The sequence below is a fragment of the Agrobacterium rubi TR3 = NBRC 13261 genome (genome assembly GCF_000739935.1).
GTDB classification, from domain to species: Bacteria; Pseudomonadota; Alphaproteobacteria; order Rhizobiales; family Rhizobiaceae; genus Agrobacterium; species Agrobacterium rubi.
Genome location: NZ_BBJU01000003.1, coordinates 94,216 through 108,532, shown reverse-complemented (window position 1 = coordinate 108,532; position 14,317 = coordinate 94,216). Strand labels below are relative to the sequence as shown.

General features: G+C 57.2%; 13 protein-coding genes. 5 read left to right on the top strand and 8 right to left on the bottom strand.

The genetic code is table 11. The annotated features are described in order from the left end of the window. The first annotated feature begins 52 nt into the window (after positions 1 to 52). On the top strand, positions 53 to 3,445 hold the full coding sequence (locus RRU01S_RS01865; RefSeq protein WP_045228542.1) for a hybrid sensor histidine kinase/response regulator: 3,393 nt from the start codon (positions 53 to 55) through the stop codon (positions 3,443 to 3,445). Then, positions 3,442 to 4,368 (top strand): response regulator, encoded by a 927-nt coding sequence (locus RRU01S_RS01860; protein ID WP_045228541.1) that lies wholly within the window; start codon positions 3,442 to 3,444, stop codon positions 4,366 to 4,368. The genes RRU01S_RS01865 and RRU01S_RS01860 overlap by 4 nt, the downstream gene beginning before the upstream one ends. Positions 4,369 to 4,419: 51 nt before the next feature. Here RRU01S_RS01860 and RRU01S_RS01855 read toward each other — a convergent pair whose 3' ends face one another. Further along, positions 4,420 to 4,656 (bottom strand): hypothetical protein, encoded by a 237-nt coding sequence (locus RRU01S_RS01855; RefSeq protein WP_045228540.1) that lies wholly within the window; start codon positions 4,654 to 4,656, stop codon positions 4,420 to 4,422. Between the two features lie 128 nt (positions 4,657 to 4,784). Here RRU01S_RS01855 and RRU01S_RS01850 point away from each other — a divergent pair, with 128 nt between their 5' ends. Further along, the gene (locus RRU01S_RS01850; RefSeq protein WP_045228539.1) at positions 4,785 to 5,330 is read left to right on the top strand and encodes an AAA family ATPase; all 546 of its coding nucleotides are present in this window, start codon (positions 4,785 to 4,787) and stop codon (positions 5,328 to 5,330) included. Positions 5,331 to 5,337: 7 nt separating this feature from the next. Here RRU01S_RS01850 and RRU01S_RS01845 read toward each other — a convergent pair whose 3' ends face one another. From RRU01S_RS01845 to RRU01S_RS01815, 7 genes are all read right to left on the bottom strand, one after another. Then, positions 5,338 to 6,060, bottom strand: a complete 723-nt coding sequence (locus tag RRU01S_RS01845; protein ID WP_045228538.1) for a polysaccharide deacetylase family protein — start codon at positions 6,058 to 6,060, stop codon at positions 5,338 to 5,340. Between the two features lie 143 nt (positions 6,061 to 6,203). Next, positions 6,204 to 7,322, bottom strand: a complete 1,119-nt coding sequence (locus RRU01S_RS01840) for a branched-chain amino acid ABC transporter substrate-binding protein (protein WP_045228537.1) — start codon at positions 7,320 to 7,322, stop codon at positions 6,204 to 6,206. Between the two features lie 115 nt (positions 7,323 to 7,437). Then, positions 7,438 to 7,791 carry a DUF6867 family protein gene (locus tag RRU01S_RS01835; protein ID WP_045228750.1) on the bottom strand — a complete coding sequence of 118 codons (354 nt, stop codon included), beginning with the start codon at positions 7,789 to 7,791 and terminating at the stop codon, positions 7,438 to 7,440. 119 nt (positions 7,792 to 7,910) lie between these two features. Further along, the gene (locus RRU01S_RS01830; RefSeq protein ID WP_045228536.1) at positions 7,911 to 8,639 is read right to left on the bottom strand and encodes an ABC transporter ATP-binding protein; all 729 of its coding nucleotides are present in this window, start codon (positions 8,637 to 8,639) and stop codon (positions 7,911 to 7,913) included. Next, on the bottom strand, positions 8,639 to 9,502 hold the full coding sequence (locus tag RRU01S_RS01825) for an ABC transporter ATP-binding protein (protein ID WP_045228535.1): 864 nt from the start codon (positions 9,500 to 9,502) through the stop codon (positions 8,639 to 8,641). The genes RRU01S_RS01830 and RRU01S_RS01825 overlap by 1 nt, the downstream gene beginning before the upstream one ends. Next, on the bottom strand, positions 9,502 to 10,899 hold the full coding sequence (gene livM / locus RRU01S_RS01820) for a high-affinity branched-chain amino acid ABC transporter permease LivM (protein WP_045228534.1): 1,398 nt from the start codon (positions 10,897 to 10,899) through the stop codon (positions 9,502 to 9,504). Before livM ends, RRU01S_RS01825 begins: the two co-directional genes overlap by 1 nt. A gap of 4 nt (positions 10,900 to 10,903) precedes the next feature. Then, positions 10,904 to 11,806: a branched-chain amino acid ABC transporter permease gene (locus RRU01S_RS01815; protein ID WP_045228533.1), complete on the bottom strand. Its 903-nt coding sequence runs from the start codon at positions 11,804 to 11,806 to the stop codon at positions 10,904 to 10,906. Between the two features lie 356 nt (positions 11,807 to 12,162). Between RRU01S_RS01815 and cysQ the strand changes: the two genes are divergently transcribed. Both cysQ and RRU01S_RS01800 read left to right on the top strand, forming a co-directional pair. Beyond that, complete coding sequence (cysQ, locus tag RRU01S_RS01805) at positions 12,163 to 12,936, top strand: 3'(2'),5'-bisphosphate nucleotidase CysQ (RefSeq protein WP_045228531.1); 774 nt, start codon at positions 12,163 to 12,165, stop codon at positions 12,934 to 12,936. Between the two features lie 76 nt (positions 12,937 to 13,012). Next, the gene (locus RRU01S_RS01800) at positions 13,013 to 14,047 is read left to right on the top strand and encodes a DUF2793 domain-containing protein (RefSeq protein WP_045228530.1); all 1,035 of its coding nucleotides are present in this window, start codon (positions 13,013 to 13,015) and stop codon (positions 14,045 to 14,047) included. Positions 14,048 to 14,317: the final 270 nt, after the last annotated feature.

The window sequence follows — 14,317 nt, the reverse complement described above, 5'->3', positions numbered from 1 at the left end:
TCTGCCCTCGGTCGCAGACCTCAGACCGTTTCGGAGGCTATGGAAAACCGGCATGGCCGCAAGGCAACGCATCATCCCCGTCAGGCGCGAATATAACCGTTGGGTCGCCAACCAGACGCTGGAAGATTACGCGCTGCGCTTTACCGCCAAAAGCGCCCGGCAGTTTTCCTCAAGCCGCATTTCCCACACCGCTATCGGCGCGATTTCGTTTCTGGCACTGGAAGCCATCGGCGGCGCAATTACCCTCTCCTACGGCACGACGAACGCGTTTTTTGCCATACTCGTCGCCGCCACCGTCATGCTGGCCGTCGGGATTCCCATCAGCCGCTATGCCATCCGCTACGGCGTCGACATCGACCTTCTGACGCGTGGAGCCAGCTTCGGCTATATCGGCTCCACCATCACCTCGCTCATCTACGCCGCCTTCACCTTCATGCTGTTCGCCATCGAGGCATCCATCATGTCGGGTGCGCTGGAACTGGCGCTCGGCATACCCCTGTGGATCGGCTACATCATCTCGGCCATCATGGTCATTCCGCTCGTCACCCATGGTGTGCGGCTCATCAGCCGGTTCCAGATCATCACCCAGCCGTTCTGGATCATTCTCAACGTCCTGCCCTTCATCTTCATCGCCTTTCTGGACTGGGAAAAATTCGATCTCTGGCGCGCCTTTGCAGGCATCCACCACGCCTCCGGCCCGCCCGGCACCGTTGCGGATTTCAATCTGGTCGACTTCGGCGCTGCCTCTGCCGTCATTCTGGCGCTGATGTCGCAGATCGGTGAGCAGGTGGATTTCCTGCGCTTCCTCCCCGCCGAGGGCAAGCTGAAGCTGCGGCATCGCTTTGCCGTATTTCTCGCCGGCGCCGGTTGGGTGCTGGTGGGCGTGCCGAAACTGCTGGCGGGCTCTTTCCTCGTGGTGCTGACCTTCAGCTCCGGCGTATCGGTGGACCGCGCCGCCGATCCCTCGCAAATGTATCTCACAGCCTTCGGATACATGATCCCCAACGAAAACGCCGCTTTGTTGCTGATGGTGGCTTTCGTCGTCGTTTCGCAGTTGAAGATCAACGTGATGAACGCATATGCGGGGTCCCTGGCATGGTCCAACTTCTTCTCGCGCCTCACCCACAGCCACCCGGGCCGCGTCGTCTGGCTGGTGTTCAACGTACTGATTGCGCTGCTGCTGATGGAACTGGGCATCTACCGGCTTTTGGAAGAAACGCTCGGCATCTTCTCCATCGTCGCCATGGCGTGGCTGTGCACCATCTCAGCCGATCTCTTCATCAACAAACCGCTCGGCCTCGCGCCGCCCGGCATCGAATTCAAGCGCGCGCATCTCTATGACATCAACCCCGTTGGCGTCGGCACCATGGCCCTGTCGGCCACGATTGCGCTGACAGCGCATTTCGGCACCTTCGGTGCGCTTGCTGCATCACTTGCGCCTTACCTCACCCTCATCGTTGCCTTCACGGCATCGCCGCTGCTTGCCTGGGGCACGAAGGGCAAATTCTACCTTGCGCGCAAACCGCGCCAGAAATGGAAACTGGAAAGCAGTATCACCTGCTCCATTTGCGAGCATGATTTCGAGCCCGAAGACATGGCCTGGTGCCCGGCCTATGCCGCGCCCATCTGTTCGCTCTGCTGTTCGCTGGACAGCCGCTGCCACGATATGTGCAAGCCAAAGGCCAAGCTCAACTATCAGGTGGCAACAGTCGCCCGCACCTTCCTGCCAAATGATCTGGTCGCCCGGCTCTCTAGCCGGTTGGGCAGATATGCCATGTCGGCGGCGCTCGCCATCGCCGTCCTCGGCGGCACCCTCGCGCTCATCGCCCATCAGGTGGGAACCGCCTCCCCCGCGACCGTCGATGTAGTCAACCGCACCATCCTTGCCGTCTTCTTCGTCTTTGCCGTCATCGCTGGCATCGTTTGCTGGTTTCTGGTTCTGGCTCATGACAGCCGCGTGGTGGCCGAGGAGGAATCCTCACGCCAGAACACGTTGCTACTGAAGGAAATCGCTGCCCACAAGAAAACCGACGCCGCCCTGCAAAACGCCAAGGACACGGCGGAGGCGGCAAACCGGGCGAAGAGCCGCTATGTCGTGGGCTTAAGCCATGAATTGCGCACACCGCTCAACGCGGTCCTGGGCTACGCCCAGATTCTCGAGCGCGATGAAACCATTCCCCAGCCGCGCCAGTCCGCCATCAAGGTCATCCGGCGCTCCGCAGACCACCTCTCCGGGCTGATCGACGGCCTCTTGGATATTTCCAAGATCGAGGCAGGCCGTTTGCAAGTCTACTCCAACGAAATCAATATCAAGGATTTTCTGGACCAGATCATCGATCTGTTTCAGCCGCAGGCGCAGGCCAAGGGGCTGGACTTAAAACATGCCCGCAGCGGGGCGCTGCCGCAATATGTCCGCACCGATGAGAAACGCCTGCGCCAGATCCTCGTCAATCTTCTGTCCAACGCCATCAAGTTTACCGACGCAGGCACCGTCAATTTCGATGTCACCTATCGCAGTCAGGTCGCGACCTTCACCATTTCCGATACCGGGCGCGGCATTGCCGAGAAAGATTTGAGCCGCATCTATGAGCCCTTCCAGCGCGGCGAGGCAGAGAGTATTCGCCCCATGCCGGGCCTCGGCCTTGGCCTCACCATCACACAACTGCTGACCAATACGCTTGGCGGGGAAATCTCTGTCGTCAGCGAAAAGGACAAGGGTTCGACCTTCAAGGTCCGGCTGATGCTCTCGGCAGTAGACCGCCCCAACACGGCACCGGCGGCGGAAAAGACGATCGTCTCCTATTCCGGCCCACGCCGAACCATCGTCGTCGTGGACGACAATGAAGACCATCGCGAATTGATGCGCGAAGTGCTGGGTCCGCTCGATTTCGTAGTGCTGACGGCGCAAAGCGGCCCGGAGTGCCTGACGCTGATCGAAGGCGTAAAGCCCGACCTCTTCCTCATCGACATCTCCATGCCCGGCATGAGCGGCTGGCAACTGGTATCTCGTTTGCGCGAGGCGGGCCAATCGGCACCCCTCATCATGCTGTCAGCCAATATCGGCGATGGCTCTGTCGCCGGTGCAGGCGAAGACAATCACAACGATGCGATTGCCAAACCCGTCGATATCCGCCGCCTATGCGACAAGCTCGCGGTTCATCTGGGTCTCACCTGGATTTACGAAACCGATTCCCCCGCCCCTGCCAAGCCAGCAGTAGCGGAAATCACCACGCCGGGGCCGCAGCACATCAAGGATTTGCAGCAACTGGGCGAAATCGGCTATATCAGAGGCATCGAGGCAAAGCTTGCCGATCTCGCCCGCACATCGGAAAATCTGGCCTTCACGGAAGAACTGACAACCTACGTCCAGTCCTTCGACATGGCAGGCTATGCCGCCTTTCTCCGCCGTTTTGAAAACCCAGCACCCAGGGAGCGTCAGCCATGAGCTTACAGTCTGCCGCGCTAGCCAAGGATATCGTTCTGTTGGTGGATGACAGCCCGGATGCGCTGGGCTTCCTCACCGATGCGCTGGAACAGTCAGGCTTTTCCGTGCTGATCGCCACATCGGGCCAAGCCGCTCTCAACATCGCCGAACGCATCACCCCCGACATCATCCTGCTGGACGCCGTGATGCCGTCCATGGATGGGTTCGAGACCTGCACGCGGCTGAAATCCAACGCTGCTGTGACGCAAGTCCCAGTCATCTTCATGACCGGCCTGACCGAAACGGAGCATGTGGTGCGAGCGTTGGAAGCCGGAGGCGTCGATTATCTGACCAAGCCCATCAACATCGACGAATTGCGCGCCCGCATTCGTGTTCACCTGTCCAACGCCCGTTCCGCCCAAAGCGCCCGCGTAGCACTGGATGCTGCGGGCCGTCACCTGCTGGCGGTGCGGGCCAACGGCGCCATCCACTGGTCGACCCCACAGGCGACACGGCTGGTGAATGCCGCAACGGGCCGCGACGATGGGCTGGAGATCGTGACGCAACACATCGCGGAATGGCTGGCCAATCGGGGCAACGATACGCTTCGGGATGCGCCGCTGACCATTCAGCAGGCCGACCGCGCCACGCTGCAATTGACGTTCCTCGGTGCGATGGGGCCGGATGAGCATCTGTTCCGGCTGACGGCTGCCAGCGATACATCCGCCGATGCCATGTTGCGCCAGCATTTTTCGTTGACGATCCGAGAATCGGAAGTCCTGCTGTGGATCGCCAAGGGCAAATCGAACCGCGATATCGGCGATATTCTCGGCCTCTCGGCCCGCACGGTGAACAAGCATCTGGAGCAGATTTACGTCAAGCTGGGCGTAGAGAACCGGGCGTCCGCTGCCGTAAAAGCGGCTCATATTCTACACGACACATAAAAAACGGGCGCATAAGCTGCGCCCGTTTATCTAAGCGTTGTCTGAAACCGATTAACGGCAGACGCGGGTTTCCTTGATCACAACCCGGCCGTGATGGTGGGTACGTACCTTCTTGACGTAGCAATCGCGTGGGCCGCGCTGGTGATGACGAGGACGGTATTCGTCACGCACAGGCTGGCGAACGACGCGCTCCGTCGTCGTGACCGTGACGCCCTGCGCAAAGGACGGGGCCGCGAAGGTAAAGACAGAGGAAACAGCGATCAAAGACGAGATAAGAAGAGTTTTCATTTTGAGACCTCATTGATGGTGCAGTGAAACGTCGCATCTCGTTTTCGGTTCCCGTTTCAAACATTAAAACGGTGTAATGTTTCAGACCCAAAACGTTAATAATTTCCGAAAGTTAGAAACATCAGAACATGAGAGAATCATCAGATAATCTGGTCATCATTTCCGGCTGTTCCGGCGGTGGCAAATCCACACTGCTGGCGGAGTTGGCACGACGTGGTTACGCCACCGTCGAAGAACCAGGCAGGCGTATCGTCGCCGCTGAAATGAGCGCTGATGGTAAAGCCCTTCCGTGGATCGATATGGAAGCCTTCGCTCGCCTGGCGGTTTCTCTGTCACTGGCGGATCGCGCGCAAGTGCCGCACAGCGGCTGGGTCTTTTTCGACCGAGGCCTGATCGATGCCGCGTCTGCCCTGCATCATGTTTGCGGGGACGGTTTTCTGCACACATTGAAGACGGCGCACCGTTACAACCCACTGGTGTTCATGACCCCGCCCTGGCCCGACATCTATGTGACCGACGATGAACGTCAGCATGATTTCAGCGCCGCCGAAGCGGAATATGAACGTCTGCTGCGCGACTACCAAGCACTCGGCTACGACACCGTCATTCTTGCGAAATGCAGCGTGAGCGAACGCGCCGACACTGTTTTGCGCCTACTCGAAGCCTCCACATGATGGCTGGTTATGGTTGGCGGTCTTTCAGCAGGTCCGAGACGGTGACGAACCCGAAACCCCGCTGCCGCAAACCATCGATGATCTGCGGCAGAGCCTGACGCGACACATCCCGGCCACGATACATCACATGCAGGATGATGATGGAGCCGTTTTTGGCGTTATCGACCACATATCGAGTCATCGCATCGGCATTTCCGGCAATCTCCGGATAGGATTCCGGCTCGACATCCCACATGATCGTCTTGCGATTGTTCTGCGAGAGATACCAGGGCAACGTAACGAGCTTTTTGCCGTAGGGCGGGCGGAAGAGGATTTCGCCCTGATATCCCGCCGCGCGGATGGCCGCATCGGTCCGCTCGATCTCGTCTTTCACCCTGCCCGGTCCCATCCACGCCATGTTCGAATGGCTGTAGGAATGATTGCCGATCTCATGACCTGCATCGACGATGAGCCGCGCCTGCGGCAGATTTTCAGCTGTTTCCTTGCCGATCAGAAAAAACGTCGCTTTCACGTCGCGGTCTTTGAGGATCGTCAAAACATCCTTCGTGAACCGCGCGGAAGGACCATCATCGAATGTGAGCGCGACGACGGGCTTATCCGTTTCAACCCGCGCAATGATGTCGCCAAACAACTGCGTCGTGCGAGCGTTGCTATACACATGAAGCGACACAATCACCGTTAGAAGAACGGCAAGGATGCCGGAAAAAATCACAACACGCCGTATCGTCATTGCCATCCCTAATTGCAATATTCAGATGACGATGTTGTTGCCCGTCTTGTTGGCTCCATTGTGGCGGCAACCGGCAAGCATGACCCACCAACGAAAAAAGCCCGGCATCGCTGCCGGGCTTTCTGTTTCTCATGCAATGAGGCTTAGCTGCCCTGCTGGAAGTAGCTGAACTTGCCGTCCGGGCCTTTTTTCCACTCGTACATGACGTAGCCAGGAGCCTTCGGGTCGCCCTTTTCGTCGAAGGAAAGTTCGCCGAGAACGGTCGAGAACTTGCCCTTCTTCATGGCGGCGGCAACGGCTTCCGCGTCGAGCGAGCCTGCATCCTTGGCAGCTGCTGCAATCGTCTGCAGAGCGGCGTAGGAGTAGAGCGTGTAAGCTTCAGGGTTGAAACCGGCAGCCTTGAACTTCGCAACGAGGTCCTTGTTGGCAGGATTGATGGTTGGATCAGGGCCGAATGTGTTCAGTGTGCCTTCAACGGCATCACCTGCGATAGAAGCCAGTTCGTTGGACACGATGCCGTCACCCGAAACGAGCTTGGCTTTGAGACCCTGGTCAGCTGCCTGACGGATAATCAGACCGGCTTCTGTGTGGAGGCCACCCCAATAGATGATCGAAACGCCAGCTTCCTTCATCTTGGCGATGAGGGCCGAGAAGTCCTTGTCGCCGACATTGACGCCTTCGTAGATCACTTCTTTGGCGCCAGAGGCGTTCAAAGTCTTGCGGGTTTCATCGGCAAGGCCCTGACCGTAAGGGGTCTTGTCGTGAACGATAGCGATCTTGGCATCCTTGAACTTTTCGGACAGGTACTTGCCGGCAACGCTGCCCTGCTGGTCGTCACGACCGCAGGTGCGGAAGGTGTTCCACAGGCCGCGCTCGGTGAAAACCGGGTTGGTCGCAGCAGGCGTGATTTCGAGGATGCCGTTTTCTGCGTAGACTTCGGACGCCGGAATGGAAACGCCGGAGTTGAAGTGACCGACAACGAACTTGACGCCATCAGCCACGAACTTGTTGGCCACCGAGATGCCCTGCTTGGGGTCGGACACGTCATCGCCCAGAACGATCTTGATCTGTTCGCCGTTGATCCCACCGGCAGCATTGATGTCTGCCGCAGCCTGCTCAGCACCCTTCTGGAGCTGTGCGCCGAAGGCCGCATTCGGGCCTGTCAGCGGGCCGCCGACGCCGACGAGAATGTCAGCCCAGGCAGAACCACTGAAGGCGACCATTGCGGTCAGCGCAACTGCGGAAAGAAGAGACTTCTTCATTATATTACTCCCAGTTCCATGGTTGGGTTGTTTATCCCTGCCTGCTCAGCACCCACCTTAACTGCTCAGGCTGTTCCACTCTTGCGGGCATTCTGAATTCAGAAAAACGCCGCTGTCAATCTTTCTTCTTATAAGAAAATGATGAAGTTCGGTCATACAGCCAATAGTAGTTATTGACCATCTGGTTGGTACGGCGCATGCGAAAGCCGACGGTCGAAAAAGCCAGCAGAACGACCACATCCATCAGGTAGTAAAAGCCGCTCAACATCGGCCCGGCAAACAGCGCGTAGTGCATGAAACGCATCACAACGCCCAGCAACAGGGTGTAGACGACCACGCGCGGGTAGTTTTCCCAACTGTCGGCCACAGACTTGCCCGTGCGCCACGCCGTCCAGAAGCCCAAGAGAACAACCAGACCGCGCAGGATATACCGAACGCCGCTGTCGCTTTCGAAAAAAAGTCCCTGCATCTTTTTCCCCATCAGTGCCCCGCTTCGTTGCGACAGGGCCTGTCTTCGTAGTGCCCGCCGTTTACCGGCAGGCTTTATCATTATGCATGATCTGCGCCCGCTCACAGCAGGCGCAGCAATCAGTGGCGACCGCCTTCGAGATAGGCTGCACGCACTTCGGGATTGGCCAGAAGCTCTTTGCCCGAACCGCTCATCGTCACCTTGCCGTTGACCATGACATAAGCACGGTCGGACAGCTTCAGGGCGGCAAATGCGTTCTGTTCCACGAGGAAGACGGTCAGCCCCTCCTCCTTGTTGAGCGTCTTGATCGCCTCGAAAATGCCCTTGACGATCAGAGGAGCAAGACCAAGCGACGGCTCATCCAGCAACAGCAGTTTCGGGCGCGACATCAACGCACGACCAATGGACAGCATCTGCTGCTCGCCACCCGACAGCGTGCCGCCGCGCTGGCTCTGACGTTCCTTCAGGCGCGGGAACATCGTGAAAATCTTTTCGACGTCCTCTTTGAAGTATTTCAGATTATCCAGATTGGCGCCCATCTGGAGGTTTTCCAGAACCGTCATACGTGGAAAGATGCGACGTCCCTCGGGCGATTGCGCAATACGGCGACGCGCGATCAGATGCGTGGGCACCTTGGTGATGTCTTCGCCATCGAAAATAACCGAACCAGAGCGCGCCTGCGGGCTGCCGCAGATCGTCATCATCAATGTCGACTTGCCAGCACCGTTGGCACCGATGAGGCTGACGATTTCGCCCTTGTTCACTTCGACATCGACGCCTGCCAATGCGCGAATATTGCCGTAATAGGTTTCGACACCCTGGACTTTGAGAAGGGGTTCACCGGACATCAAATTGTCCCCCCAAGTTCTTCTGCAATAACTTCTTCCACTTCATCATCCTCGACACCCAGATAGGCGGCGATGACCTTGGGGTCGTTCTTCACGTGGTCAGGCGTACCATCGGAAATCTTCTGACCATATTCGAGAACCACGACGTGGTCGGAAATCTCCATCACGACCGACATATCGTGCTCGATGAGGAGCAGCGACGTGCCTTCGGCGCGGATGCCACGCAACAGATTGTTGAGTGCCAGCGATTCCTTGGGGTTGAGACCAGCAGCAGGCTCGTCCAGGCACAGGAGCTCCGGTTCGGTGCACATGGCGCGGGCAATTTCCAGACGGCGCTGCGCACCATAGGGAAGATCGCCAGCCGGATCGTCGGCACGTTCCGTCAGATCGGCCTTGTCGAGCCAGTATTTGGCCTTGTCGATCGCACCCGCAGCAGCCTTCTTATAGACCGGCATTCCGAGCAGGCCCAGGAACGTATAGCCGGATGCCTTCATCAGCGCGTTGTGCTGGGCGACAAGAAGATTTTCCAGAACGGTCAGGCCGGAAAACAGCCGAATGTTCTGGAAGGTGCGCGCGACCTTGGCTTTCTTAGTGATCTCGAAGTCCGGCAGACGTTCGAGAAGATGTTCCTCGCCCGTTATGCGCTGCATCGTAATCATGCCCATCGTCGGCTTATAGAAGCCGGTGATGCAGTTGAAGACGGTCGTCTTGCCGGCCCCGTTCGGGCCGATCAAGGCGGTGATGTCTCCACGCTTGGCTTCGAAGGAGAAGTCGTTGATGGCCATGAGGCCACCGAAGCGCATGGAGAGATGTTCGACTTTGAGAATGGTGTCTTTTGTCATTGCACTGTTTCCGGAAGCCATCAGCCGTGACCTTCCTTGGTGAAGTCGCCGGAAATGGACTTGCGCTCTTTCAGGAAGGCGGTGGGTTCACGAGAACCGACGAAGCCGCGCGGTTTGAACAGCATGACGATAACCATCGCTAAGCCGAACAGCAGCATGCGATAGAGTTCCGGTGTGAAATCAGGCCCGAAGATATGCTTCAGGAATTCCATTTCGCGCAGCAGTTCCGTACCGCCCACCATGACAACAGCCGCGATGGCGATGCCAGTCAGCGAACCCATGCCGCCAAGAACGACGATGGCAAGAATGACAGCCGATTCGAGGAACACGAAGCTCTCCGGCGACACGAAACCCTGACGCGCCGCGAAAAAGGAGCCAGCGAAGCCGCCAAACATGGCGCCCGTTGCAAAGGCGGTCAGCTTGGTCTTGACGGTATCGATACCGAGCGAACGGCACGCGATTTCGTCTTCACGCAAAGCTTCCCATGCACGGCCGATCGGCATGCGGCGCAGCTTGATGGTGACGTATGCCGTCAGCATGCACAGCAGCAGAATGACGTAGAACAGGAAGATCTTGTAGTAGGACGACGACATCGGCAGGCCAAAGGCCTTGGCAAAGTTGTTCGGTGCACCGACATCGAAGGACCAGATACCGAAGATCGATGCCTTCGCAATGCCGGAGATACCGAAGGTTCCCTTGGTCACTTCCGTCCAGTTGAGCAGCACGAGCCGGATAATTTCACCGAATGCCAGTGTGACGATGGCCAGATAGTCGCCGCGCAGACGCAAGACCGGAAAACCGAGAATGATACCCCAGAAGGCCGCCAGAATACCGGCCATGGGCAACAGAACCCAGAAGGACAATCCGAAATAGCTCGAGAGCAATGCGTATGAGTAAGCACCTACCGCATAAAAGGCGACGTAACCGAGATCGAGCAGGCCAGCGAGACCAACCACGATGTTCAGACCCCAGGCTAGCATCACGTAGATGAGGATTTGAATGCCGAAGTTATCGACCAGCTTCAATGATCCCTGGAAACCGAACAGACCGACCGCGATGGCAGGATAGATCAGCAGGAAGACCAGCGCGATCTTGAGGAAATGCTTTCGGAAGAAGCCCTTCTCCTCAGAAATTTCCAGAATGCCGGTTTTGGCCTTGGAAATCTTCCGGCGATCCAGATGCGGGCGCAGGAAGCCGACGACGAGGAAGCGGCCGACGGCTGCAATACCGACGAAGATGGCCAGAAGACCCCAGCGGGTGCCCCAGATCAACTGGTTGTTGATGTCCTGATAGGTGACGATGCCGACATAGAGGATGAACATTCCCAGCGACACGAGGCCTGCGAAGATGCCTTCCTTGACAGCCTGCGCCATCACGCTCGGGTCGGGCGTATCGTTTTCGGAAGCGATATTTGCCATGATCTTAAACCTTCTCGACTTCCGGACGACCCAGAATACCGGTCGGCTTGAAAATCAGCACGAATGCGAGGATGCCGAACGCTGCGACGTCCTTGTATGCGATGGAGAAATACGCCGACCAGAGGCTTTCGATGAGGCCGATCAACAGCCCGCCCAACACGGCACCGGGAAGCGAACCAATGCCGCCGAGAACGGCTGCGGTAAACGCCTTGACGCCGGGGATGAAGCCATCATTGAAGGACGCAACACCATAATACATCAGATACATGGAGCCGGCGACGGCTGCCAGTGCCGCACCCATGACGAAGGTGATGGAAATCGTGCGGTCGACATCAACGCCCAGAAGCGCCGCCATCTTGCGGTCCTGCTCGGTGGCGCGCTGGGCACGGCCGAGAGGTGTCTTGTTGACGATATACCAGAAGGCGAGCAGCAGAACCGAGGTAATCGCCACGATCAGCAACTGCTTGAGTGAAATCGTGATGGCACCGAAATGGTACACATCGGTCACCAGCGTCGGGATCGGCTTGTTGCGCGGGCCCTGCGTAACCTGAATGAAGTTGGACAATGCAATCGACATGCCGATGGCGGTGATCAGCGGCGCGAGGCGGAAGGAGCCACGCAACGGACGGTAGGCCACGCGCTCGATGGCCCAGTTCCACAGGCCGGTCATCAGCATGGCAACGAGCATCATCACCAAAAGCAGGATCGCGACGGGAATACCGGCAAAAAACGACGTAAGAATAAGGAAGACGATCAATGCAGCAAAGCCGCCGAGCATGAAGATATCGCCATGGGCGAAGTTGATCATGCCGATAATGCCGTAAACCATCGTATAGCCGATAGCGATGAGGCCATAGATCGATCCAAGAGTCAGCCCGTTTATGAGCTGCTGGACAAAATACTCCATATCTTTCCCCCGGACCTATTCTCGAGGGAACAGGTCTCGTTATGTTGCTTCCGGGGGCTGCATTTTCTGTCCCCCTTGGTTAAAACCCATATCGCGTTCGGGCGAAATGTGAAGTCAAAAATCTGTAAAACAGCTTTTTATTTGGAATTTCCACATTGAATGCCACCTCAGCGTTCACAACGATCATATATTTGGCAGAGAGTGCTGTAAAAAGCAGCTCGTCACCCTGAAACCGTATCCTGTTACCGCTTATTTTCATGACTTGGCGACAAACAGGTTGCGTTGTAAACCGGGGTTTGAAAGCTTATGTCGTATCGCTGATGGAACGCGTCCGGCGATTGACCAGAAGGACTTCGATGCTCGATATATTAACAGCAGCCACGTTGAGGGCGGGCAGAGAAATCATGGCGGTGCATGCCGCCGGTCCCCACATTACCTATAAGAATGACTGTTCGCCCGTCACGGAAGCCGACCAGAGAGCCGAAACCGTCATCCTGGCGGCACTGGCACAGCATTTCCCCGACATTCCGGTCATTGCCGAAGAGGCAGCCTCGATGGGCATCGTTCCCAAGGCCGAAGACGCGTTTTTCCTGGTGGACCCGCTCGATGGCACCAAGGAGTTCATTTCCGGCAAACAGGATTTTACCGTCAACATCGCGCTCGTGCGCAATGGAACGCCTGTCTTGGGCGTGGTCTATGCCCCGGCACTGAAGGTGATGTGGACAGGCGACGGCAACGTTGCGCAGAAAATCAGGGTCACCGACGAATTTGAGCCAAGCGACAGCCGCAACGTGCGTTGCAGGGCCAAGCCCACCATTCCCATCGCCGTCATCAGCCGCTCCCACTGCACTCCGAAGACGGAGGCCTTCGTCGCTGCCCATGGCCTGATCGACAGCATATCCATCGGTTCTTCGCTTAAATTCTGCATGCTGGCCGAAGGTGCCGCCGATGTCTATCCGCGCTTCAGCCGCACCATGATGTGGGACACCGCAGCGGGTGACGCCGTGTTGCGCGCAGCAGGCGGCATAACGCTCGATATTGCCGGTCTTCCCTTGCGCTACGAAGTCAAGAACAGCGATGAAGACGCGTTGGCGAACCCGGATTTCATCGCCTGGGGTGCAGCGCCTTAAATCGCAAAATTATTTTATTTTTTCTCCACGGGCATTCAGGTGGCCGCACAATCTCCCACGCAACGGAGATTGAGACATGATCGAACAGACATCGAGACTTGAACTGCCCTATATCTTGCCCTCCCAGGCGCAAAAACACGTGACGCATAATGAGGCCCTGCAAAGGCTGGACGCGATCACGCAGCTGACCATCACAAGTGAAATCAGTGAGCCGCCGCAAGACGCAGAAGACGGCGATTGCTTTCTCATCGCCTCTACACCCACCGGGGAGTGGGAAAGACAAGCGGGGAAAATCGCCTTCCGGCAGGACGATGCATGGATTTACATCGTACCGCGCGAAGGATGGCAGGCATGGTTCCTGGACACCGGACGCACCAAAGTTCTGCATGAGGGACGTTGGCAGGATGCTCCCCTGCCCGCAACAGGCGCGTTCCAGCAACTGGGCGTCAATGCGTCAGCCGATGTGGAAAACAGGCTCACGGTGGCATCACCGGCCAGCCTGTTTACCAATGTGGGCGGCGGGCATCAGGTGAAGGTCAACAAGGCAACACCTGCCGATACCGCATCCCTCCTGTTTCAATCCGGCTGGTCGGGCCGCGCGGAAATGGGACTGGCGGGAACCGACAGCTTTTCCATCAAGACATCGGCCAATGGAGCGGACTGGAAAACAGCACTCTCTATCTCGGGTGCAGGGCATGTTATAATGCCGCAGCGTCCGGTCGCGCGTGCAGGACGCGCGTCTGGCAACGTCTCGCACACGGCAGGCACCCTCTCCGGCTTCACCGACCTGCCTATCCAGCAAGGCGGCTTTGCGCTTGGAAATATCGTGGCAGAGACACAGAAGGATTTGGTGGTGGCCGTGACAGGCCTCTACCTGATCACCCTTTCATTGTTAGTTATTTCATCGTCTGGACACACGGTGACGATCAGGATCAATGACACATCCAGTTCCTTTGCACTGAGCGGAACAGCATCTGCGGCCAACGGCATGCAGTCGGCAAGTTTCATCGTTCCTCTGAACGAAAAGGACCGCATCTCGCTAGCGCATGGCGGCATCTGCCAACTGGCCTATGGACCTGGAAAAACAGAAATTTCGCTGGCGATGCTTTAGCCTCGTCTCTCACGCGCCTGTCGTTTCTACAAAGGAAGCGGCAGGCGCGGTCAATTACAGCGAAATTCCAGGCTGGCACTAATATTATCAAATTCAGATATGGCATTGTCGGGAACAATTGGCGCAAAAAATAATAAAACGATTTTTCTGTTTTGGCACAAGAATCCAGCAAAGCTCGAACAAATCAGGCGAAACCATTCAAATTCTTAACAAAATGTCTCTGATAGCTTAGGTAATTTTTAAAGGTACGGTCCTAAAGTGCATCAAATA